This is a genomic window from Psychrobacter cibarius (assembly GCA_030686115.1).
Taxonomy (GTDB): Bacteria; Pseudomonadota; Gammaproteobacteria; order Pseudomonadales; family Moraxellaceae; genus Psychrobacter; species Psychrobacter cibarius_C.
The window spans coordinates 2,410,872-2,434,614 of record CP131612.1; the positions used below are offsets into that span (position 1 = coordinate 2,410,872).

Consider the following 23,743-nt stretch of genomic DNA (forward strand, 5'->3'; position numbering starts at 1 on the left):
TAGGGCTTTTTGCTTTTGTAAGGCGCTTTTAGTTATAGTAGACAAATTAGCTTACACATACTTTTATCCACTTATTAATGTCCGTTCTATAAAAAAATATGCTTCAAAACAGCTTATTTAATCAAGCTGATAAATAACAATGACTAAAATCTAATGAGGACAAATCATGACTTATACCTTTAACCGTCAATTCCCTGAAACTCGTCTACGTCGATTACGCTACAACGATAACGTACGCGCGATGATTCGTGAAGTTGAGCTGCATCCTAAGCACTTTATCGCCCCTGTCTTCGTCTTAGAAGGCAAAAATAAGCGCGAAGCAATCGCTAGTATGCCAGGCGTTGAACGCTTATCGATTGACCTGTTGATCAACTATGCCAAAGAATTATTAAGCGAGGGCGTCACTACCATCGACATCTTCCCTGTTATTGATAATTCCTTAAAAACACCCGACGGTAAATCAGCTTATGATGAAAATGCCCTTACTGCTCGTACCGTAAAAGCGATCAAAGATGCTGTGCCTGAAATGGTAGTAATGACCGATGTGGCGTTAGATCCTTATACTTCGCACGGTCAAGATGGACTGCTGGATGATTCAGGCTATGTGGTTAATGATGAAACGGTTGAAGTATTGGTCAAGCAAGCATTGGTACATGCCCGCGCTGGTGCTGATATCATCTCGCCTAGTGATATGATGGATGGCCGTATCAAAGCCATGCGTGACGCCTTTGAAGCCGAAGGCTTTGTGAATACCGCTATCATGGCTTACTCTGCCAAATACGCCTCTGCATATTATGGTCCGTTCCGTGATGCAGTCGGCAGTGCTGGCAACCTAAAAGGTGGACACAAGAAACAGTACCAGATGGATTTCGGCAATCGTGCCGAAGCGTTGCACGAAGTGGCGATGGACATAGCCGAGGGTGCAGACATGGTCATGATTAAGCCGGGTCAGCCGTATCTAGACCTTATTCGCGAAGTTAAAAATACCTTTGGCGTACCGACCTTTGCTTATCAAGTGTCTGGCGAATATGCCATGCACATGGCTGCGATTCAAAATGGTTGGCTAACCGACGCGGTGATTTTAGAATCGTTGATTGGTTTCCGCCGTGCAGGCGCTGATGGAATTTTGACGTATTTTGCGCTAGAAGCCGCTCGTCAGTTGAATAATGCCTAATATAAATTAAGCAGCTTTTTATTTATACCATCAATCTATCGCGCCAACTGTGATTAATCAGCTGGCGCGATTTTTATTACCTTATTTTAACATCTCAATAAAACTTATAAACGTGTACGCTCGTGTGGCTCATTAAAATCAAGCACTGGACCAACAGGAATGATACGCGTGGGATTGATATTGGCATGGCTAGTATAATAATGCTGCTTAATATGCTCGATGCTTACCGTCTCTGCAATACCTGGCACTTGATATAAATCACGCAGATAACCCCAAAGATTGGGATAATCAACAATGCGGCGAATATTACATTTAAAGTGTCCGACATATACCGCATCAAAACGCACCAGCGTAGTAAATAAGCGCCAATCCGCCTCAGTTATCGTATTACCCAGCAAATAACGCTGGCCTGTCAAACGTGCCTCTAGTGTCTCTAATGCATCGAATAGCTCCGTCACCGCTTCTTCGTAAGCCTCTTGTGTGGTTGAAAATCCTGCTTTATAAACGCCATTATTGACCGTAGAATAAACGAGCTCATTAACTGCATTAATTTCTGCTAATAACTCGGTTGGTAAAAAATTACCTGCTAGCGCCCCAACCTCATCAAAAGCTGAGTTAAACATACGAATGATCTCAGAGGACTCATTACTGACAATGGTATCGGTTTTTTTGTCCCATAATACTGGCACCGTCACCCGTCCTGTATAGTCAGGCTTTGCCGCCGTATAAATCTCATATAAGTAATTAGCATTTACGATAGGATCAGCAATCACGCCTGCGCCCTCTGAAAACGTCCAGCCCTTATCGCCCATAAATGGATGCACCACTGACAGCGAAATCAGGTCTTGCAAACCCTTTAGCTGACGGTAAATAATGGTACGATGTGCCCAAGGACATGCAAGCGAGATATATAAATGATAGCGATCAGCTTCGGCTTTAAAACCGCCAACACCTGATGGGCCTGCGCTGCCATCGACCGTGACCCAATTTCTAAAACCGGCATCTTCTCGCTCAAAGCGTCCACCGCTCGCCTCTGTGTCATACCATTTGTCTTGCCATTGACCATCAACCAATAGACCCATATCACTCTCCTCAACATTCTATTTTGATATAATTTTTTTGCACTATGAGTACTGTGAAACTATTATCACAATCCTCACTTTACTTTGAGAATGATGATACCAGTTATATATCACCTAGCTATTAAGGTTTGTAGTTCTACTGACAATAAAAAATAAACCAATTTCAATCACTATTTAATATAACTACATAAAAAAATATTAAAAGTCACTTAATATAAAGTGTGATAATCATTATTATGCTAATAAAAAAATTTATTAGAAATAAAGCTTGCAAAGTCTCAAAAACTTGATAGAATACTCAACCTAAATAGGCGTATAGCTCAGTTGGTTAGAGCGCTACCTTGACATGGTAGAGGTCAGCAGTTCGAGTCTGCTTATGCCTACCAAATTTAGAAAGCCCCAATCTCACGATTGGGGCTTTTTTTTGTCTGTAATATATGGGCTGTAGAGGAAAATTCTTGCTTGCATCAACTCATAGTTATGATTATTTAATCAGCTTCAAATCAATTGAAAAAGCGACGGTGACCAAAACGTGACCAACCATTAAAATTAAAACCCTCTTTTTGACCTCTACTTCAAATTCTAAGCTAGAACCTATTTCTCAGTATTTCTCTCTTTATCCTCTTTTACATATTCAAAAATATCTCCTACCTCTACTTCTAAATACTCACAAAGCTTATCTATAGTATCGAAATCAATTCTAGATGATTGATCATTATATATCTTGTGCAACGTTGTTTTGCTTACTCCTGTTGCTCGTACGGCATCCGCTACTTTTAGCCTTCTTTCAGCTAGCAAAGTTGGGAGATGGTTAACTATCATCCTATAAACTCCAATTATAATTATAAAAAGTACTTGCATAGTTATAAATTTATGATAAATTACAACTATGGTATATCAAAGTACCATTATGGTTAAACTTTATATAAGGAACATATTATGTCACATACCTACCTAACTACCCAAGAGCTTTCTGAGCTCATCAAATACAACCCTCGTACTATCCGTAATGAGCTCAAAGATAGTGTGCTTATTGAGGGCATTCATTATATACGCCCGTTCGGTGGTCGTAAGATTTTGTACATTTGGGAGGAGATTGAAAAAGATATGCGCACTGGCGTCGCCGGTAGCATCAATGCCATGGCACTTCAATAAGGAGAAATAGGATGGCTAGTATCAGAAGTAGATACGGTAAGCTGGTTGTCGATTTTTATTATATGGGTATACGCTGTCGGGAGACGACAAACCTGACGGACACGCCAGCGAATCGTAAGAAGCTTGAAAAAGTGATTGAGAAGATGGAAGCAGAAATCATTCTAGGACTGTTCAACTACGTTAAGTACTTTCCAAAAAGTGACAGAGCGGCAGAAATGGTAGCGTTAAACGATCGCAAGGAATGCATTAATACCGATACGCCCTCTTTTGAACAGTTTGCAAAATTATGGTTTTCTGAAAAAGAAATTGAATGGCGTGATACTTACAAGCGCAAAATAAAGGAGATTATTGATATGTACTTGATTGTTAAGTTTGGGACTAAGCCCATTCATCTCATAAAAAAGACAGATGTACTAGCCTTCCGTTCATCGCTCGCCAAAGTAACGTACGGAAAAGCTAACAAACATCTGTCAGCGGCACGCATCAATTCGATCATGGTACCTTTAGGTATGATACTAAAAGAAGCGGCTAAACGCTATCAGTTTGATAATCCTTACTACGATATCAATGCGCTCAAGCAACCTAAAACGGATATTCAACCATTCACACTGAATGAGGTTTGGACGTTTATTAATGGTGTGAGAACAGACTATCGCAATTATTATCTGGTACGATTTTTCACAGGTATGCGTACGAGTGAGATTGATGGGTTGACATGGGAGAACATTGACTTTAATCGACGTGAGATTGTGATCAAACAAGCTTATGTCAAAGGCAAGATTGTTCCTCCTAAGACTCAAGAGTCTTACCGTGCAATTCAAATGTCACCTTGGGTCTACGATGCTCTGAAGGAACAGCAGACCATCACTTATAAGCGATCTGACTATGTGTTTTGCGCACATACCGGTGAGCCACTTGACTATAACAACGTGAATAAGCGTGTTTGGCACCCTACTCTTAAGATTCTGGGTCTGAAGAAGCGTAATGCTTATCAGACTCGTCATACTGCAGCAACGCTATGGTTAGCTGCTGGCGAAAGTCCTGAGTGGATTGCCAGTCAAATGGGACACTCTACGACCAAGATGCTATTTAACACGTATAGCCGTTACGTACCGAATATGACTAGGCAGGATGGTAGTGCATTTGAGGCATTGGTCAATCGCAGTCAGATTGCTCAGGTATCTACTGACAAGGAGACGTCACGATGAAAATGATTGATTACGATAAACTGCATGCGACGTTTAGACCTAGTGGCTACATCAGTAATGGCGCAGATAATATTGCTAACTACCTCATTTGTGAGCTTTGTATTCAGTCAGGTACTGGTTTAGCTAGGTTCCTGAGTGTTGATAGTTGCTTTGATAATCATATGGCGCTGCGCATATGGGTTCAGACGCGCTTAGAGGCCAATCCTGACTATGTCGTTGATGATATGTATAGTCAGCTACAGAGTGAGCTTTACGGGCTTTTACCACAAACTGGCTATGGTTGTTAAGGAGGATATTATGAGCGTAAACTTTGTATTTGATTCAGCTTTTGATGATACGACAAAGCGTTTGTGCAATGAGTATTGGTCATATGTGTCGCCAAATGATTATGTAGCGCATTTAGAACTGCTTTGTTATGACCACAACACGGAGATTGATGTATTATTTGCTACACTTGCAAAATGTCAGGTTTATTTAAATGACGTACACTGCGAGTACTGTGGTCGTCCCTATCAATTAGATGTCCCAGCAGATGTACCTTATGCAATGAGATTAAATTCTTGGTTTTGTGAGGGATGTATCAGCTTTTCTGGTGGGCAGCTTGTCTTAGGTAGGTAAAGCTTTAGAGGTCACTTATTACCAGGTAACTTAGGTTATCTGGTTTTTTATTGTTTTTTAAATCTTTAGCGACATCTGTTGTCGCTAAAGTCCTTTTACATATTGTCTTGTCAACAAAGTTCCGCTAAAGTGAATTCATATTCAATTGTTTATCACTGTTAATAGACGGAACTATAATGGCGAAACCCAATAATGCCTATACTGACAACAGTTTTGCATCATCCGACCTCAAAACTATTCTTCACTCCAAACGTGCCAATATCTACTATCTATCGCACTGCCGCGTTATGCAAAAAGACGGTCGCGTGCTATATCTTACTGAAGATGACAAAGCCAACCTTTACTACAATATTCCTATCGCCAATACCACTTCAATCCTTCTCGGTACAGGCACCTCCATCACCCAAGCAGCAATGCGCCTACTCTCACAAGCTGGAGTCTTAGTAGGTTTTTGCGGTGGCGGCGGATCGCCGTTATTTATGGGCGCAGAGCGTGAAATATTTATCGAGTGGATGACACCCCAAAGTGAATATCGACCCACAGAATATATCCAAGGATGGATGAGCTGGTGGTGGGATGATGACAAGCGTTTGGCCGCTGCTAAGCACTTGCAGCATGCCCGCCTTGCCTATCTAAAAGCTGTATGGAATAAAGACGGCGATCTAAAGCGCTGGGGCTTTGATAGTACTCTAGAAGCGGTACAAACCCTATTTGACGCCAATACTCACCAAATTAATAAACAACAAGAGGTCATGCATTTACTCCAGCTTGAAGCCCGCTTGACCAAACAACTCTATAAACTTGCGGCAAAGAATACCGGCTATGATGGCTTTACTCGTGAGCATGAAGGTATCGATAAGGCTAATGGCTTTTTGAATCACGGTAACTACTTAGCCTATGGACTTGGAGCGACAACAGCATGGACATTGGGCATTCCGCATGGCTTTGCGGTGATGCATGGCAAGACTCGGCGCGGTGCATTGGTGTTTGATATCGCCGATATTATCAAAGACGCTCTGGTACTACCTCTCGCCTTCATTTGCGCGAGCGAAAACATGAGCGAGCAAGAGTTTCGTCAAGAATGTCTGAATATGTTTACTAAACACAAGGCGCTAGATTATCAATTTGAAGTCATCAAGCAGATTGCTATGACTAAAGACTGGGAGGGATAAATGATTGTCACTTTAGTCTCGCAATGTGAAAAAAAGGCGCTGGGGCGTACTCGACGAATCTTAGATGCCTTTGCTAACCGCATTGGCGATAATGTCTGGCAAACGGCTATCACTGAAGAAGGTCTTAAGACGGTTAAGCAGCTATTACGCAGTTCAGCGACTAAGTCAACGGCGGTGAGCTGTCATCGCAATAAGACACGCCAGCTGACTGAACTGGTATGGGTGGTAGGTAATAAACGTAAGTTTAATGAGGTTGGAATTGTTCCTGTGAACCGTACCAAAAGAAATATTATGCATACTGAATGGGAAAATGACTGGGCTTATGCCAGTAGTATGCAAATTATCGCCACCATTGCTGCCCTGCTCCATGATATCGGCAAATCAACAATTGGTTTTCAAAATAAACTCATAAAAGGTAGTAAGCAAGGTGACTCTTATCGTCATGAGTGGATATCATTAAAACTATTTGAGTTGATGATTGAAGGTTGTAACGCAGATGAGGTATGGCTTGAACGATTAATGCAATTGGGTGATTGGTTAAAGAATAACGATATAGAAAAACGTCTTGCTAATGCCAATCAAGATACTGTCAATATAGAAGCGATGCCACCACTTGCTCAGTGGGTCGCTTGGTTAATTGTCACTCATCACCGATTACCGCCTGCTGATAAAGTATTTCATTCTTTTACCGCTATTCAACGTATGCAGCAGCCTCAAGAAACAGCACTTTACAAGCGAAACCTACAGCAGTCCTACGGTCGCTTAAAACCTTTTGATTATTGGGTTAAAAACCCTAAATCGTTAGAGGAAATGACACAAACTCAACTTAAAAGCTTTTGGAAATTTGATTATTTAGTTATTAATAGTTCAACTTGGCAAAAAAATATTAGACGTTGGTCTAAAAAAGCACTAAATGACTCTACACTAATGCAAATCGGCCAAAAAGCTGTTGAATCTAACAAAGCAATTAGTGATCCATTTTTGCTACATTTGTCTCGCCTATGCCTAATGGTTGGTGATCATAATTATTCTAGTCTTAAGGAAAACGATTCACGCTGTGTAGCCGTTAATAGCCAATTTAAGAAATTAGCTGCAAATACGGATCGCACGGCTAGCATACCAACGGTCAAGCAATCTTTGGAGGAACACTTATTAGGAGTAGGTACTTTTACTGCTCACTTCTGTCGCGCGCTACCTATTATTGCCAGTGAAATGCCAACCTTGCGTAACCATGACCCATTGGCCAAACCAACAGGTATTGAGCGTTTTAAATGGCAAAATCAAGCTTTTAAAATGAGCTATGGTCTGCAAGAAGCCACGCACGAACATGGGTTTTTCGGCGTTAATATGGCGTCGACAGGTGCAGGTAAGACTATCGGTAATGCACGGATTATGTATGGTTTGGCTGATCCTAAGAAGGGTGCGCGCTTTACTATTGCATTAGGTCTGCGAATTTTAACGTTACAAACAGGGCTAAGTTTTCGTAAAGACTTGAAGTTAAAAGGCGATCAATTAGCCATATTGGTCGGTGGCAGTGCCAATAAAAAACTGTTCGAGCTGGCGTACGATAACAAGACGAACGATATTACAGACATTATCGATGAATACAAAAAGGACAATGAACCCGATAACGAGTCTGCGACCTTTGGTAGTGAATCCAGCGAAGATTTATTAGATGAAATCGTCGATAGCGACATAGACTATCAAGATTATGAAGCGCTGAATCTTGATACCGTTATCGCCAGCCCTAAAGCGCGTGATTTAATCTTTGCGCCTATCGTGACTTGCACCGTTGACCATATTATCCAAGCTAGCGAATGCAAACGCGGCGGTAAATACATTGCTCCGATGCTGCGCCTGCTCAGTAGTGATTTGATATTAGATGAACCCGATGATTTTGATCAAGCAGACTTGCCTGCGCTGTCGCGTTTGGTGCATCTTGCTGGACTGTTTGGTACGCGCGTATTACTCTCGTCTGCGACTTTGACCCCTGATTTGGTAACAGGATTATTTGAAGCTTATATGGAAGGGCGCAAACTATTTAATCAAAGTCAAAATAAGCCTGTACCAAAAGTAGTCTGTGCATGGTTTGATGAACAACCTAAAGCGATGATGTCTGAACAATGCGCCGATGTTGATGTTTTTCAAAATAACCATAAACAATTTTGTGATAAGCGTGCCAGCTATTTAGCTAAACAGCTTGTTAGACGTCAAGCAGCAATACTACCCTTTTCAGCCTCTTATACAAAGGATAAAGCTACACCGTTTTATAGTGCTTTGGCACAAACCATAGTCGATGCGGCTATCAATTTGCATAGTAAACATCATGAATTACAACCTAATTCTAATAAGAAAAAATCTATCGAAAGCACCCAAATAAGTATTGGACTAGTACGTGTCGCAAATATCAATAACATTACTAATATTGCGATGCAATTGTTCAAAGTAGACAGCATAATAGTACCCAAAAATACGGTGATGCATGTAGTGTGCTATCACGCCAAGCAGCTACTTCTACTACGCAATGCGTTAGAGAATAAGCTCGATAGAATCTTAGACCGTAGCGAAGTTAAAGTTAGTATCTTTAATCATCCTGAGATTGAACAAGCCATTGCCAATCAGCCTGCTAAAAACCATATCTTTATGGTACTCGCCACTCCAGTCGCTGAGGTCGGACGTGACCACGACTATGATTGGGCGATCGTAGAACCCTCCTCTATGCGCTCTATTATTCAGTTGGCTGGGCGTGTTTGGCGACATCGTCCTAATAAAGTTGCCAATGAGCCAAACATTCTATTACTACAATACAATATCCGCTACTTTAAGCACCCTAACGGTCAACGACCTATTTTCACACATCCAGGGTTTGAGACCACGCTATTCAAGCCACCAAGCTACGATTTAAATAAACTGATGACTCAAGAGCAGTTAGCACAAGTCGATGCAAGACCTAGGATTTTAACGTCTCAAAATAAAACTATAGAGACGCTAAGCGACCTTGAACATCGAGTTATGCGGCATTTATTAAATAGCCCTAAACTTAACTACGTTAACGCATATTGGGATAGCAAGGCTACGGCTAATCGTACTCATACTTATTTACAGCAAATTAGCCCCTTTCGAGCAGGAACGCCACAGGAGGACTGGCTATTAATCCCGAGAATGGTCAATGATGAAGATACTGACATGCCAAGTATAGGGTTTGACGCGTACTATGCAGAAGATGTCTTTGAAAAAGGTTTAACCAAATCTACCCCTCAGAATAAAGCGATTCAGCCACTAGCCTTTAAATTTGAGCATGCACAAATAAAACCTTGGTTGACGACTTCATTGAATGACGTCTTACAAGATTTGCAACACTCACATTCTGACAAAAGCCTACGTTCGTTAGCAATTACTTATTCATCCGTATCGCTAGACAGCATTAAGTCTAGCAATAGTCGTGGCTGGGCATTTCACGAGTTTTTTGGCTTTGTTCGCGACTAACTTACAGGCATAAAAAAGTATCACTGATCAATAATTTGACAGACTAATTTTACAAGTTACAAAAGGAGATTGTCTTGAACGACATACCACTAGAGCTAGCAAGTAATGCTGTCAAGGCCTTCCTTGCCAGCCAATACGATAAAAAGACTGAAACGGAGCAAAAGCAGCTCGCTAAAGCAGTCGAAAGTAATGACTTACTATTAATTAGCACCTTAAATGAAAAGTTAACAATAGCTAAAGATAAGTACCAACTTGATAACTGGATGGATAACGCAGCTAACAAAATGGCTAACCAAATCAGTTTTGGTACTCACATTTCTAAAGGTGTTCATTCAGGCTCTAAAGGGGACAACATTAGTTTTGAGCCACAATCTTCATTACCAGACGGTATTGTTGGGCATCAATCTATTAATAACCATAAATTAGACGCTAGTGGTAATGCAGCTGCTCTACCCTTATTTTCATTCTTTGATTTTGATGTCGATACTGATAAGAAAATTATGGATTACATTATTTACGATAGTGATAGTTTCAAATCCTGCTTATCAAACAATAAAAAACTTTCTGCACAATATTTTCAAATATTTAGAACACTACTAACTGGGGAAATATCAGTACCTTGCTCAAGTGAATACAATAAACAGGTACTGTGGCCTACTAATCATAAGACCGACGCCTATATCTGTACTATCCCTCTATATCCCTCTTCGTTAACAAATTCGGTTTATGAAAAAATACAGCACATACAATATTCCAATGACGTAAAAATTGCTAAAAAAAATCGTTTTTCAAGCAGTGCCGAAAAAACTCCCTATGTAACCCTTTTGGATATCGCAACCGTAACGATTGGTGGAAGCAACCCTCAAGGTGTGAGTAGACACATGAGTAAACAAGGTGGTCGTAACTATCTCCTGCCCTCACTCCCATCGATTATCAAACAAGAACGCGCGTTTAAATTATCCAAGTTTGCCAATAGTATTTTTAGTACCAGTATGGAATACAACGCGCGTGAGGCGATTCAAAGTATTTTTAAATCTATAAAAGACACTCGCAATATCGTCGATGTTAGAGATGCGCGCAAAAGTGCGATTGAAGGGGTGCTCTATCAAATATTTGCAGCCGCAGAAGACATTCGGACGACTATGCCTGCAGGCTGGTCAAAAGACTATGAGCTTGATCGTGTCGAGAAGCTTTGGCTTGATCCGAAACGCGCTGACCTTGAAGGCGAAGAGGAATTTAAAGCGGAACGTGAACAAGATGATGCTTGGCATAGTCAAATCGTTCATATTTTTGCTCGTTGGCTCAATACTTTGATGCAAGCCGAATTCAAGGAGATTGCCAGTAATTTTGGCGATGCCGAGCATTTAGACTGGGAGCATGAGATTGAGGATATGAAAAAACGCTATGAGCGTGCAGGCAAAGGAGTATTTTTATGAGCCGTGTAGACGATGATAATAATATTGGTATAGTTGGCTATTTGCTATTTAAAAAGGTAATGATTGATGGGGCAAACACTATCTCAAGCCCACTCACTTATGGGTTTCCTGCTATCACTGGATTCTTAGGTAGCTTTCACGCAATGTCTCGCAAGATGGCAGATGATGAGTCGTTATCTGAGGTGTCATTAGGTGGCGTATTACTGGCATGTCATGATTGCCAACCACAAATGTATCGCCCAAATTCCTACAATAACTACACTTTTAACCAAACTCGTAATCCTATAAAAAAAGACGGAAAAACAGCGTCTATTATTGAAGAAGGCAAATGTCGATTAGTCATGAGCTTTGTGGTTGAAGTATTGGCAGACACTACATTAACGACTGAGCAGCAAGCGTCTGCTATTCAAAACACTAAGCAATGGATTCAGCAGCAGCGTATGGCGGGTGGTAGTGTGCGCGGACTGGCTATATTTGAGCCAGTACAGTTTTTTGATAATAGTGATATCAGTGCCGTCATACCACAGCTGTTACCTGCCTTTGTACTGATGGATGCACAAAATGAGTTTGCTCAAATTATTAATGATGTACAAAAAGACGATCCAGATGCGACGCCTTTAGATGCCTTGATAGAGGTTTGCGCGCTGCATCAAATACCAGAAACTCAAAAAAATGGTGATACCAAATGGCTGACTACTTCGCGTAAGAGTGGTCATGGTTGGCTTGTACCTATGCCTGTAGGGTATCAAGGGATTTCTGAACTATATGATTCAGGTGTCATGCAAAATGTGCGCAATCCTGAATACCCTAGCCAATATGTCGAAGCCGTATATAGCCTTGGTAAATGGGTCTATCCACAGCGTTTAAATCGCATTGGCGGTGAACATGATATTGCTAATGCTTTTTGGCGTTATCGCTACGATGCTGATGACTCTCTCTATTTAGTTACTCAACGACAAGATTTCTGACCTTACTTTTAATCTTTTAAACCAATCAACTTTTACAATAAATGTAACTTAACCTTGATTCCTATGGAGAACTTTATGTCAAAATCAGCCTTAAAAACTGCCTCAGTCCTCGCTTTTGAGCGTAACTTGGATGTATCAGACGCCTATCTATGGCAAACCGATAGTAAAGCAGCCAATAAAGCAACTTCGCCTTCGCCTGTCGTTATTAAAGAAAAGTCAGTACGTGGCACCATTAGTAACCGCCTGAAAAATACCATTACCAATGATCTTGCCAAACTAGATGCTGAAACAGAAAAAGCTAATCTACAAAAAGTTGATTCTGCGTCATTAGATGAAAACAATGATACCTTGGTTGCGCGTTTTAGTCTGAAGGTTCTACCCTTCACAGGTAAGCCTAACGTCTGTAACGATCAAGATTATCAGAAGGCTTTAGAGCAAGTGGTCACTGATTATATCGATACTCAAGGTGTCGATGAATTAGCACGTCGATATGCGATTAACGTTTTAAATGCTCGCTGGTTATGGCGTAATCGTGTAGGCACTGAAAGTATCAAAATCACTGTTAAATGTAATGATCAAACTATTATTATCGATGATGCAAAAGCCTACGGTCTAAAAAATTTTAATAGTGATGATGCTAATATTAGGCAGGTGGCAGATTGGATCAAAGCAGGTTTAAACGGTGATGAGTTCATTATTTTATACGTAGAAGCACAGGCCATCATTGGTTATGGTCAAGAGGTTTATCCTTCGCAAGAACTAATCTTAGATACTGGTAGTAAGAAGAGCAAAGTACTCTACCGTGTCAGTGACCGCAGGGGCTCTGAGGACAATGCAGGTATGCACTCACAAAAAGTCAGTAACGCGATTCGCACTATCGATGACTGGTATCCTGATGCCGAGTTCCCTATCGCTGTTGAGCCTTACGGCGCGGTGACTACTTTAGGTACAGCATTTCGTCAGCCTAAAGCTAAGATGGACTTTTATACCTTATTTGATAATTGGGTGTTAAATGGTGATGCTCCAGATATCAGCCAACAGCATTATGTGATGGGTGTACTTATTCGTGGTGGCGTGTTCGGTGCCAGTGGCAAGGAGTAAGTCATGACGGACTCAACTAACCTAACCCATTTTCAAGAAATAACCATTATCCCTGACCCTGCTATTGCGCCTTACTTTATCTGGAGCAAATTATTTATCCAATTGCATATAGCGTTGGTAGATATGAAAAACAAGCACAATATCGACTCTATCGGTGTCAGCTTCCCCGATTATCATTATGATGATAAAACAGAGCAGTCATCCAAGCTTGGGCTAAAGCTACGTGTCTTTGCCTCCAACCAAAAAGATTTAGAAACCTTAAACCTTAACGATTGGCTATCGCGACTGACAGACTATGTACATATCAAAGGTATCAAAGACGTTGGCAACAAGGCCACTGGCTATGTCAGTGTCCATCGTTACCGTTTTAAACCTATTGATATACAAGCGAAAACTTTGTCAGAGAAACTTAAAGTTAGTTATGAGGAGGCCATGATAACTGTGGCTAAACGCAAGAATGAAATGGCATTGCCCTACATTCAAATGCGTAGCCAGACTAACAATAGCAACTACCGTCTAAGAGTGTTGCAACGGGCTTGTGATCAACCCAAAGTAGGCAGCTTTAATATCTATGGCATAAATGGTATGTCAGATGCGATTACCGTGCCACATTGGTAATCGACTTGAATGGTAATGACGAATTACCCAAAAATTAGGCATAAAAACCCTTTTTTTTGACTATTTAAAAAATTATAATAAAATCAACCAGTTATATCAGGGATAGAAATGGAGGGTAAAATAGGGTGTTTTGCCCTCCACGCCTTGTTGTAATTGATTTCTTTGAGGTATAATTCCTCTTCATCACCGCTCAGGTGACTTAGAAAAACTCGACGGACTTTGATGTGTTTAAAAAACGCTTCATCACCGCTCAGGTGACTTAGAAAGACATTGAGCAGGCGCTGCTTGGTCAGGCGAACTTCATCACCGCTCAGGTGACTTAGAAAAACAAACGGCATACTGGTCATTGAATCTACCGCTTCATCACCGCTCAGGTGACTTAGAAAAGTAGCACGATGCCATGCTGCAACCGCCTTATCTTCATCACCGCTCAGGTGACTTAGAAATGATAATCTGTCAAACGTGGTTACTGGATTAACTTCATCACCGCTCAGGTGACTTAGAAACCTCATTCCCCGACGAGCCATTCCAAGTCAGTCTTCATCACCGCTCAGGTGACTTAGAAAAATTGACGTTATAAGTGACATCAGCGACAAAACTTCATCACCGCTCAGGTGACTTAGAAAGCCACGCTTGCGTAGCTGTAGCATATCCTTGGCTTCATCACCGCTCAGGTGACTTAGAAAACTTGTAACCATCTACAAAGCCCATGCTTCTCCTTCATCACCGCTCAGGTGACTTAGAAATTTCTGCCAATGTTTGCTATCGGCTTGTATGGCTTCATCACCGCTCAGGTGACTTAGAAAGTTTGAAGTAAGCTGGGGTCGCTACGAAGGAGCTTCATCACCGCTCAGGTGACTTAGAAAATGAAGAATCTTACCGTTAATATGCCGATTGCCTTCATCACCGCTCAGGTGACTTAGAAAATTCAGCGTGTAGTCACTATCAACATATTTAACTTCATCACCGCTCAGGTGACTTAGAAAGATGAACCTCCAACGCTCATTGCCCTCATAGACTTCATCACCGCTCAGGTGACTTAGAAATATTGTGTTCGCCGTAGCGCTGCCGTACTCAGCTTCATCACCGCTCAGGTGACTTAGAAATATGACAGCTGCAAAGAAAACAACGCTACCGTCTTCATCACCGCTCAGGTGACTTAGAAATTTGGTAACGAAGCGCCGTGGTCGAGTCAAGACTTCATCACCGCTCAGGTGACTTAGAAAATTTGCGCGGATAAATCAGTCACTTGCTGAACCTTCATCACCGCTCAGGTGACTTAGAAAAGCGACTTGGCTGAATGCCAGTACATGAGTCGCTTCATCACCGCATAGGTGACTTAGAATTAGCTATATTTATATATTAACTCCTAGCCAATTTATTCACAAATCACCCTAAGTTACAAATAGAATACAATAAAAAATTATTAAAAAATAAATTAAATGAGTATACATATAATATTTAAAATAAATAAAAGATAAGTTTTATATTTACCCTAGCATTCAATCATCATAACTATCTGCAAGGCATACAACTTCTTTGTCAAAAAAATTAATATCCATATCGAATACAACCACAATACAGCTCCTAAAAAATTAATCATCATTAATTATTCTTTTCAATATTAATGAAAATATTTTCTATCTAATATTTTTTTCACTTCAGCAAGAGATTGTACTCATAAGAAATTTACTATAATATTATTTTTAATACTATTCCTCACCTTTCTCTATCATAAATACTAAGAAAAAAGGTTGTAAGCATTTAGCTATATGATTAATTTCTTATGTTTTATGGATGCTAATTGAGTGAATTATAAATGAAAATAATCACAGTAGCTAAACTCAAAAAAGACACTGTTCTCATATTTCCAAGTGCTGTGAATCTCTTTCTTATCTACAGCCATCACATTCGACCTTTTATTGATACTCACACCTTGATTATCGAACGAAATGCTAAGAAATCTAAATACACACTATTTGTTAAAGATGAAAAAAAGCTATTTTTAGTAAATAATTTCGAGCTATATCACATTATAAAAGATCCAGATACTGATCAAAAAACTCTAAAAAAAGGGATAGAAATTATAAATATAACTGAAAATCAATTTGATTTTAAGATGGTATTTGATGAGCTTATTGAAATAATAGCTCAACACAAAAATAATTTAAACGTCAAGGCAATTCATAATCACCTCAAAAAAATCCTAACAAAAGAAATAAACAGGTGGTTTTTTAATAAAAATATTTTTACTATTCCTAAGTTCTGTCAGCTTATAAATATAACTGAGTCGACCTATCATAAAATTCGTTCTACGAGCATATCATGACACAAAACAGTCAAAGCGTTTATCATCAGAAAAAGCAGCTTAGCTCTGAAGTATTAAAAAATATCATTAACACATTTGATGAAGATAAGAATTTTATCTACAAAGAAACTGTTCTTTCCGCCATTTCGGCAATCTTTACGTCAGTAAATGAAAGCCATACATCCTCTGATAACCCTATTCAGAAGTTGATTGAAAGTATCGTACATATACTGCAAACACAGCCCATTTCCTACCGCCATATGCAAATCACTAAATCTGCGTTAGCAAAAAAGCCGCTCGTGATGCAATTATTGATTCTGATGCAAGATATCGTCAATAGAGGGCAGCAAAGTCGCTCACAAAAAAAGCTAATTTGGCTTTCTATAGCAATGCATACTGCTGTAGTGCTACAGCATTACCAGAAAAAGACTCACGCTAATAATATAATGATGCAGTTTAAATTGGCTCAATTTTCAGGCTCATCTAGACGAACATGGATCTGGTCTGAATTACCTGATATGCCAACTATGAGTCACGATAATATATTATCAATATTGACAAATATATTAGAGAAAAATCAAGAGAGTACTACGGATCTAGACAGTAAAAACTTTATTACTCAAATAAAACTAAAAGAAGATATGTCTATAGCAATCGCTAAGCTTGGTCAAATAGAGAAAATTGTGAACGCTTATCAAGACGCACATTACTTAAAAATTAAGAAACCTAAAAAACCGCGCAAAGCTCAGACAGATAATACCAAAGTTGAGCCTATTAACTTAGCCGAACAAAAACCATTCTATCAGCCCCACAATGAGCATACCCCTTATTTCTGGGACACACCTTTTGATGATATTGAACACAGTACCATACCTGTAGAAATCAACTTTTTGTCTGCCAACAATGAGACTTATGAAGGATTAACAACCAGTTTTGAAGAAATCGTTGATAATTATGATGAGCCCTATATCAGTTATGAGAGACTACCAGATCCGTTGTTTAGACAATCTGCTCCATTACAAACTATTGATATATCTTTACAGCAACACCATATGTCTCAGCGCGACTTAGGGCTGAATTCCAGCACTTCAGTATTATCATTAGTAGGCTACCAATTATTATTTGCTGCTCTCGTTCATGATGCTAAATCAGCCTCTCAACTAAATTATAAAATATGTGCCAGTATTTTATTGCTATCAATGATTACAGCATTACCTATCAAATTACTCATGTTGAAAGGCTACATTGGCCATCGACGTATTTTTAGCATAGGTGTTAAACGGGCTTATATTAAACATACTTTAGGCATCACTGAACGCTCAGAGGTGTTTGATAGTGCCAAACATGAAAACGAGTTTGATGAAGTAAAAATTCCCATACCTTTGTGGCTGATTGAAAGTTTACTATCTATTGATATTCCATCAATAGATGATTTTAATACTTACCTTGCTATGTTGCGTTTCAACCTAGGGCTACCTTACCTATCACTAAAAAGAGTACAAACTGCACTACATATCATTATCTCTCGCTATACACCTCATAGTCATAATCATATTGCAGATATTATTTGTCGCACGCCCGCATCTCATGCGCCTGCAATGTATTACAGCAGTCACAGCAGTGAGACACTTCTTGTCCACTATAGATCTGCCCTAAGTGTATTAAATAAAGCAGGTAGCTTTGACTTGTCTTATATTACTCCCTGGCATAAATACACTCTAGGCTCAGGGTTAGCGCTCACTTCTGAATATGTTCGTGAAATAATTGGGAAGCTTAAAGGCTGGGTTCATGATAGCTCAGATGCCGCTACTCATTTCAATAGAACCAGCATATTTGTGTGGTTTGTATTTTGCTTATTAACTGGCGTACGACCAAACAATGGTATTGGAAAAATAAGCGATATCGATCTTGATATGGGATGGCTTGAGATTGATGACAAACCAAACAAACAAGTTCAAAACCAACGTTTAATACCTTTATGTACCACCCTCTTACGCTATTTAACTGACTACAGAAGCTATCTTATACGGTATCAGCTAAACAACCCTTTAGAACACGATATCAGTATAAGTATTGATGAGATCAGATTAGGTGATAATGATGTCGCTTTACTGAGACTGCTATCAGATAGTTTCAATACTTTAAAAATTATTAAACGCGGTGATGCCTATCATATGACTAAGGATATTATTAACGCCAATCCCTATTGGACGCGTCACTTTGTACGCACACAACTTGAAAAGTTAGGTGTTGACCTGACACTGATTAATGCCGTTATTGGCCATGAAAAGGCTCGCCAAGAAGGATTGGGGTGTTTGTCGAGCCTAAGTAAAGCTAAGATTAAAGTCGTAAGCGGCGCATTTGAGCATATCGCTAGAATCCTAGATCTACATCTAGATAGTATAGATAACAACGACCTACAACACTGAGGTAAAATATGTCGAGTGAAAATGTAAGGCCCACTAAAATTATTGATGGCTTAGCAAGATTTGATGGCAGAAGAAAGAAGTATGTGCCTTACCCTTCGGTACTTGATAGTAGCTGCGATACTGAAAAATTCAGGATTCTATTGCTCGCCGATCTACAAACTAATTGGGAGCAACTACGAAAACAGTATGTTGGTAATAGTAATTCCCTTCAATCTACTACCAAATATTTTCGACAATTTCTTAAATTAAACGACTCCATATTTACGCCTACTTCTCCTACTATAAGCTCTCTTGATAAAACATGGTTACTTTGGAGTCAATCGCTATGTCAGTTCAGTTATGAACTTAATGAGAAATTAACACCACTATCCAAAAAAGGCTTCAGCAAATTCCAAACCTATATTAATAAGAAATCAGCACAAGAATATAAAACGAAAAAAATAATAAAGCAGGGCTGGCAAACCATTACAAACTTTATTGATTATCAAAACCAAAATTTTATGCTTGCAGAGCATTACTATCCTAAGCTTATTGCACCACAGCAGAAAAAGTCTAATCCGCTAATTATTAAAAATAACTGGGTGACACAGGGTAAAGAGTTAAACAGAGTCATTCGTTCGGTACAGGAGCACTGGCATCAAACATCAGATTATAGTCATGATGAGATTTTAGGCTGGTTATTATTTTCTGGGATTGTGTACGGCGGTATTAATGAAAAGCAAATGCTCCAAGGATGGCTTATAGCTCTACTTAGTAAAGAATACCAGCCCTTTATTCATCAAAGAATACTTATATCGCCTCGCTTTGAACAAAAACGTTACGGTAATGAGCGTTTAGAAAGTAGTGATAAGCTTTTTAACACCAAGCAAATTATTTTAGATTTGGTCAGTCAGTGTTGGCTGATACGCTACCATCAATGTCATAAAGCTGACGACAGGCCTACGATTTCGGATTTGTCACAGGAAAAAATTAAGCTATATATTACCAATACATTATCTATCGTCACTGAACCGTTGCAACTGAACACACCTACTCTATTTAACCTCCTAGGTTATGCCAGCTACCACTGGGAAATGCTTGACGGCGTTGATATCGATCAAGCTTCGGTTGCTGTGCTGCGCGGTGATCAAAATACAGTAGGACTGCGTACCCAAGATTTTAATCAACTCTTAAATCAGAAGTATAAAAACAAAGCTGTGGATTATGATCTAAATGATATTTTAAAGCTGTCTATAAATACAACGCCGACGTCAAAAACGGCATTAACTAACAAAAACTATAAAAAAGCAGAAGTGAGAAAATCAGATTTAATTACCCAGATCACACAAGACTTCAAATTAACTGAGGAGCTAAAAAATAAAAAGCTAAACTATGTACCACCTACTTTTATTGAGAGGGTTATCAAGCGCCGTCATAAATACAGTGACTTGAGTGAGGTCATCTTATTAGACTGGATATTAGGCATGCTCAATCAGAGAGGCTCTTCTAGCGATGAAACTATCTTAAAATATGCTAGAACAATAGGCTATGAGTGGCTATATTTTACAATGGCCCAACCGCTTGATATTTGGTCAGAAGAGGATTTTGAAACACTCTATGAGGACATTCTAGAGCACAAATCTATTGTGCGTGATAATACTGATATTGGCTACTCTGCTCGCTTATTTCAAAGCATGCATGACTTTGCTAAAATTAAGTATGGACTACCTGCAGTTACTATCCAACACTCAAAAAATGGTCGACGTGTCCGTGCTGAGCTGGTATCCCCACAAGCTTATAGAGCTGTTATCACGCAAATACTAACGTCAGTAGATATTTTAGAGCGCGAGATGTTTGCACTCCTTTTTATACTGGTTTATCGAACTGGCATGCGTAAAAAAGAGCTATTAGGATTGAAATTTAATGATATAGAAGGTCTGAATGAATCAGTGCCATCAATCGTTATTAAACCAAATAGCTATCGATCAACTAAGACTCAAAGTAGTATTCGCCGCATTGCCTTATTTGCTCTACTTAAACCAGCTGAGCTGAATTTTTTCATCAATTATATCCAAAGTAATATTGGCGCTAATAACAATAAATTCATCTTTACGCTTTCAGTAGATCGTCGTCCCATCGATGATCACATCCCTCTACAACTGCTTAAACGTATTCTAAAGGATATATCGATAGATAAAGAAATGATAAACCATACCTTTCATGCATTTCGGCATACTGCAGTCAGTAACCTATCATTAGTGCTTTTAGGTCATACAGAGCTAATAGAAACACTAACTGATTACGATAAAAGCGATGTATTACGAATAAAGAAGGGATTACTAGGTGAGCATATTGATGCGCAAGACCATTGGTACGCTCTATCGGGTATGATGGGACATCTATCGCCGCAGCGTAGTTTTGAGTACTACAATCATATTGCAACCTTAATGGCAACCTATGAGCTAAGCGTGGCAAATATTAAGATGCCTATTCAAACAATATACAATATCACAGGCTTTACCAAAAAACAGTTCATGGAAAACCACGCCACTATCAATAATAAAAACGTTAGCATGCCAAGCATCCGTACGTTTTTATTTAAAAAATCTATCAAAGGTATTCGAAAGTCGCCGTCTTTCGCTATTGAAACTCATGAGCATGAAAACATCTTAGATACTGCACCCTCCTCAAATGATAAGCTCTTTATGCGCTATGGTTTAAATCGTGTACAGCTTTTACTACAAGCTTATGATAATAAAATACCTTTAAATGAAGCCGCCGCATTATCAAGCATTACCATCTATGATGCACAAATAATTATAGCGCGTGGTATTCAGGTCGCAACCATCACCACTACAAAGGGTAAATCTCGCTTTACGAAGTTATCAGATTCAAAGACTACCACGCTAAGCCCACTGAAATTACAACATCAAAGTGACCTCAGGCTATTATCAATCTTACGAAATAACGCTTATCAACTTAGACATCAGACATATTATGATTGGCAATGGTTCATCACGATATGCAAACAAAGGCTGTCTAGTAGTAGGTCATTTGTGCCTTTTTCACCAAAAGAAACGGATGAATTACAACGGTTTTTTAGAATTGCAAAACGCTTGTTGCCTGATAAGAATTGGCTTATTACAAGTAATAAAGCCCTACTTGAAGAACGCATGCTTCCTTCTGATTATCAAGGTATGAAAAATAAAAATAAAAGTCTAATGAATATTATTCATGTAGGTATCTCGAATCGAGACTACAGAGTGAATAATTACAATTCAGAAAACAATAAAATAAGTGCCACTAAAAAAGCTAAATGGCAATACTCACCGCTGCTACGATTTTTTGTGCATATGATGCTTGTCACTGACGAAACCCTGCCTATTATTGATGAGGAGTCTTAAAAATCTGACCATGTAGTGTCATATATAAAAATACTAGCCCAATCCATTGATGACTTTCCTATTTTTTTACTGCTATAGACACAGTTTCCTATATTAAAGAAATATTTGAGTGGCACTAAAAATGTTGTGAATAGACTGATTCTGAAGAGTGATAAATTTAACGCTAATTAAGAGACAATAAAAAATCCAATGCTAGGCATTTTATTTAAACACCTAACATTGGATCACTGATCCTAATCTTATAAATCACCCATTAATTTTATTATTGGTCTTTGTTTATGGTAATTTTTAATCTTTTTTTCTTATTGATTAGTACTCAGTGTATTAAAACCATTTAATCCCCCATCAAATACTTTTGAAAAATATAGACAGCGACCTCAATTTTTCTATGAGTTTCGCCATCCCTTTGAGAGCATTTAGACTTCTACTGCACACCGTCTGCCGCTGTTTGATCTAAGTTTGGATTCTCGTCAGTATGATTGTCTGACTCCTCATTACCCATACTATCTGTAGACTCTGACTGATTCGTTGTGCCTGTTCCATCACTAGAATTAGCAGTAGAGTCTGTAGTAGTATCCACATTAGTATCGTTTGTCGGTGACAGCGTACCCTCTTGAGAGGCTGCATCCTCAACTTCTGAACCTTGGGTGGTTCCTATGGCGTCGTTTGATTGAGTATTAGCGTCCTCTTTTTCACTACTACAAGCACTCATGCTCATAATAGCGGCTAAGGACGCTATAAGAAGACCTGTACCGAATGACGCGTTTAATTCTATTTTTCTCATCTCAACGTCCTTAAGTTAAATTGAAGCAAAGTGCTAATTAGCTTCGTAGTTGCTCGAGCATACTTTGGTATTTATCTTTTTTATCAGTGATTTTACTACGTTCCTCTGCGGCATTAGGCACTGGCTCTTTAGAGTCTTCTGCATTCTTATCAAAAGTTTTGAGCTCAGCCTCTGCAGCATCCAGAAGCCTATTAAGCATCATAGCAACCGCCTTTTCAGAAACCTCGTGCGTCATACTGAAGGCTTCAGAGGTAAAATCATCTTTAAGCTTCGCCGCCCATTGATAAATATTAGCTATTGTTGCACTGTGCTTGTCATCCTGATCAGATTTACTAGATGTCTCTTTATCATTGGAATCAGATTTTCCCTCTTTATCAGATATAAAATCATCTTTAAGTTTAGACGCCCATTGATAGATATTCGCTATCGTCATACCATGCTTATCGTCTTTGTTAGAGTCATCGTCTTTGTTAGAGTCATCGTCTTTGTTAGAGTCATCGTCTTTGTTAGAGTCATCATCTTTGTTAGAGTCATCATCTTTGTTAGAGTCATCGTTTTTGTTAGACTTATCATTTTTATCAGACTCAGCCTGTTTTTCGGCATTGTAATCTTCAAAGTCGCCGTCTTCATACATTACCGTATCGCCTTTTAAGACCTCAACACCGGTCACGCCATCATTTGAAGGTGCTTCTGTTGTATTCTCAAGAGACTCTAAAGCATTCTTAATGTTATCGTTATTCGTAGGTTTATCTGACATGATTTATCATCCTTATTATTGAAGTATATCTACACTCAATGATAAGTCAGCGCAATCTTATATT

The 23,743-nt window shown here is 39.2% G+C and carries 18 protein-coding genes, 1 tRNA gene and 1 CRISPR repeat array; of the genes, 15 read left to right on the plus strand and 4 right to left on the minus strand.

Annotated elements, in window-relative coordinates; all coding sequences use genetic code 11:
* Positions 1 to 166 precede the first annotated feature (166 nt).
* Positions 167 to 1,174 (plus strand): porphobilinogen synthase, encoded by a 1,008-nt coding sequence (gene hemB / locus Q6344_10210; GenBank protein ID WLG12973.1) that lies wholly within the window; start codon positions 167 to 169, stop codon positions 1,172 to 1,174.
* Between the two features lie 104 nt (positions 1,175 to 1,278).
* Here the strand turns inward: hemB and Q6344_10215 are convergent, their stop codons facing one another.
* Complete coding sequence (locus Q6344_10215; GenBank protein WLG12974.1) at positions 1,279 to 2,256, minus strand: glutathione S-transferase family protein; 978 nt, start codon at positions 2,254 to 2,256, stop codon at positions 1,279 to 1,281.
* Positions 2,257 to 2,565: 309 nt separating this feature from the next.
* On the opposite strand from Q6344_10215, the gene Q6344_10220 reads away from it, so the two are divergent.
* A tRNA-Val gene (locus tag Q6344_10220) sits at positions 2,566 to 2,642 on the plus strand.
* Positions 2,643 to 2,850: 208 nt separating this feature from the next.
* Here the strand turns inward: Q6344_10220 and Q6344_10225 are convergent.
* The gene (locus Q6344_10225) at positions 2,851 to 3,078 is read right to left on the minus strand and encodes a helix-turn-helix transcriptional regulator (GenBank protein WLG12975.1); all 228 of its coding nucleotides are present in this window, start codon (positions 3,076 to 3,078) and stop codon (positions 2,851 to 2,853) included.
* 117 nt (positions 3,079 to 3,195) lie between these two features.
* On the opposite strand from Q6344_10225, the gene Q6344_10230 reads away from it, so the two are divergent.
* The 13 genes from Q6344_10230 to Q6344_10290 all read left to right on the plus strand — a co-directional run bounded on the left by Q6344_10230 (position 3,196) and on the right by Q6344_10290 (position 22,138).
* Positions 3,196 to 3,411 (plus strand): hypothetical protein, encoded by a 216-nt coding sequence (locus Q6344_10230; protein WLG12976.1) that lies wholly within the window; start codon positions 3,196 to 3,198, stop codon positions 3,409 to 3,411.
* A gap of 11 nt (positions 3,412 to 3,422) precedes the next feature.
* Entirely contained in the window at positions 3,423 to 4,619 is a 1,197-nt protein-coding gene (locus Q6344_10235; GenBank protein WLG12977.1) for a site-specific integrase, read from the plus strand.
* Positions 4,616 to 4,906: a hypothetical protein gene (locus Q6344_10240; GenBank protein ID WLG12978.1), complete on the plus strand. Its 291-nt coding sequence runs from the start codon at positions 4,616 to 4,618 to the stop codon at positions 4,904 to 4,906. The genes Q6344_10235 and Q6344_10240 overlap by 4 nt, the downstream gene beginning before the upstream one ends.
* Before the next feature lie 10 nt (positions 4,907 to 4,916).
* Positions 4,917 to 5,237 (plus strand): hypothetical protein, encoded by a 321-nt coding sequence (locus Q6344_10245; protein ID WLG12979.1) that lies wholly within the window; start codon positions 4,917 to 4,919, stop codon positions 5,235 to 5,237.
* A 176-nt stretch (positions 5,238 to 5,413) separates the two neighbouring features.
* Positions 5,414 to 6,409: a type I-F CRISPR-associated endonuclease Cas1f gene (gene cas1f, locus Q6344_10250; GenBank protein ID WLG12980.1), complete on the plus strand. Its 996-nt coding sequence runs from the start codon at positions 5,414 to 5,416 to the stop codon at positions 6,407 to 6,409.
* The gene (cas3f, locus tag Q6344_10255; GenBank protein ID WLG12981.1) at positions 6,410 to 9,895 is read left to right on the plus strand and encodes a type I-F CRISPR-associated helicase Cas3f; all 3,486 of its coding nucleotides are present in this window, start codon (positions 6,410 to 6,412) and stop codon (positions 9,893 to 9,895) included. It begins immediately after the preceding gene.
* 74 nt (positions 9,896 to 9,969) lie between these two features.
* Positions 9,970 to 11,331 carry a type I-F CRISPR-associated protein Csy1 gene (gene csy1, locus Q6344_10260; protein WLG12982.1) on the plus strand — a complete coding sequence of 454 codons (1,362 nt, stop codon included), beginning with the start codon at positions 9,970 to 9,972 and terminating at the stop codon, positions 11,329 to 11,331.
* On the plus strand, positions 11,328 to 12,299 hold the full coding sequence (gene csy2, locus Q6344_10265; GenBank protein WLG12983.1) for a type I-F CRISPR-associated protein Csy2: 972 nt from the start codon (positions 11,328 to 11,330) through the stop codon (positions 12,297 to 12,299). The genes csy1 and csy2 overlap by 4 nt, the downstream gene beginning before the upstream one ends.
* A 75-nt stretch (positions 12,300 to 12,374) precedes the next feature.
* The gene (gene csy3, locus Q6344_10270; protein WLG12984.1) at positions 12,375 to 13,400 is read left to right on the plus strand and encodes a type I-F CRISPR-associated protein Csy3; all 1,026 of its coding nucleotides are present in this window, start codon (positions 12,375 to 12,377) and stop codon (positions 13,398 to 13,400) included.
* Between the two features lie 3 nt (positions 13,401 to 13,403).
* Positions 13,404 to 14,018 carry a type I-F CRISPR-associated endoribonuclease Cas6/Csy4 gene (cas6f, locus tag Q6344_10275; GenBank protein WLG12985.1) on the plus strand — a complete coding sequence of 205 codons (615 nt, stop codon included), beginning with the start codon at positions 13,404 to 13,406 and terminating at the stop codon, positions 14,016 to 14,018.
* Between the two features lie 178 nt (positions 14,019 to 14,196).
* Positions 14,197 to 15,364: direct repeats of the CRISPR family, unit length 28 nt; unit sequence CTTCATCACCGCTCAGGTGACTTAGAAA.
* Positions 15,365 to 15,837: 473 nt separating this feature from the next.
* A complete protein-coding gene (locus tag Q6344_10280; GenBank protein ID WLG12986.1) occupies positions 15,838 to 16,347 on the plus strand; it encodes a hypothetical protein in 510 nt (169 codons plus the stop codon).
* Positions 16,344 to 18,755, plus strand: a complete 2,412-nt coding sequence (locus tag Q6344_10285) for a hypothetical protein (GenBank protein ID WLG12987.1) — start codon at positions 16,344 to 16,346, stop codon at positions 18,753 to 18,755. The genes Q6344_10280 and Q6344_10285 overlap by 4 nt, the downstream gene beginning before the upstream one ends.
* Positions 18,756 to 18,763: 8 nt before the next feature.
* On the plus strand, positions 18,764 to 22,138 hold the full coding sequence (locus tag Q6344_10290; protein WLG12988.1) for a tyrosine-type recombinase/integrase: 3,375 nt from the start codon (positions 18,764 to 18,766) through the stop codon (positions 22,136 to 22,138).
* A 424-nt stretch (positions 22,139 to 22,562) separates the two neighbouring features.
* On the opposite strand, the gene Q6344_10295 is transcribed toward Q6344_10290, so the two are convergent.
* Together Q6344_10295 and Q6344_10300 are read right to left on the minus strand one after the other, a co-directional pair.
* Positions 22,563 to 22,922 carry a hypothetical protein gene (locus tag Q6344_10295; protein ID WLG12989.1) on the minus strand — a complete coding sequence of 120 codons (360 nt, stop codon included), beginning with the start codon at positions 22,920 to 22,922 and terminating at the stop codon, positions 22,563 to 22,565.
* Positions 22,923 to 22,959: 37 nt separating this feature from the next.
* Positions 22,960 to 23,679: a hypothetical protein gene (locus Q6344_10300; GenBank protein WLG12990.1), complete on the minus strand. Its 720-nt coding sequence runs from the start codon at positions 23,677 to 23,679 to the stop codon at positions 22,960 to 22,962.
* Positions 23,680 to 23,743: the final 64 nt, after the last annotated feature.

Coding starts and splice junctions, on each gene's coding strand:
- cas6f (WLG12985.1), top strand. CDS start 13,404: ATGACGGACTCAACTAACCTAACCCATTTTCAAGAAATAACCATTATC.
- Q6344_10300 (WLG12990.1), bottom strand. CDS start 23,679: ATGTCAGATAAACCTACGAATAACGATAACATTAAGAATGCTTTAGAG.
- cas1f (WLG12980.1), top strand. CDS start 5,414: ATGGCGAAACCCAATAATGCCTATACTGACAACAGTTTTGCATCATCC.
- Q6344_10235 (WLG12977.1), top strand. CDS start 3,423: ATGGCTAGTATCAGAAGTAGATACGGTAAGCTGGTTGTCGATTTTTAT.
- cas3f (WLG12981.1), top strand. CDS start 6,410: ATGATTGTCACTTTAGTCTCGCAATGTGAAAAAAAGGCGCTGGGGCGT.
- Q6344_10295 (WLG12989.1), bottom strand. CDS start 22,922: ATGAGAAAAATAGAATTAAACGCGTCATTCGGTACAGGTCTTCTTATA.
- Q6344_10280 (WLG12986.1), top strand. CDS start 15,838: ATGAAAATAATCACAGTAGCTAAACTCAAAAAAGACACTGTTCTCATA.
- Q6344_10290 (WLG12988.1), top strand. CDS start 18,764: ATGTCGAGTGAAAATGTAAGGCCCACTAAAATTATTGATGGCTTAGCA.
- Q6344_10215 (WLG12974.1), bottom strand. CDS start 2,256: ATGGGTCTATTGGTTGATGGTCAATGGCAAGACAAATGGTATGACACA.
- Q6344_10240 (WLG12978.1), top strand. CDS start 4,616: ATGAAAATGATTGATTACGATAAACTGCATGCGACGTTTAGACCTAGT.
- Q6344_10245 (WLG12979.1), top strand. CDS start 4,917: ATGAGCGTAAACTTTGTATTTGATTCAGCTTTTGATGATACGACAAAG.
- Q6344_10225 (WLG12975.1), bottom strand. CDS start 3,078: ATGATAGTTAACCATCTCCCAACTTTGCTAGCTGAAAGAAGGCTAAAA.
- Q6344_10285 (WLG12987.1), top strand. CDS start 16,344: ATGACACAAAACAGTCAAAGCGTTTATCATCAGAAAAAGCAGCTTAGC.
- csy3 (WLG12984.1), top strand. CDS start 12,375: ATGTCAAAATCAGCCTTAAAAACTGCCTCAGTCCTCGCTTTTGAGCGT.
- hemB (WLG12973.1), top strand. CDS start 167: ATGACTTATACCTTTAACCGTCAATTCCCTGAAACTCGTCTACGTCGA.
- csy2 (WLG12983.1), top strand. CDS start 11,328: ATGAGCCGTGTAGACGATGATAATAATATTGGTATAGTTGGCTATTTG.
- Q6344_10230 (WLG12976.1), top strand. CDS start 3,196: ATGTCACATACCTACCTAACTACCCAAGAGCTTTCTGAGCTCATCAAA.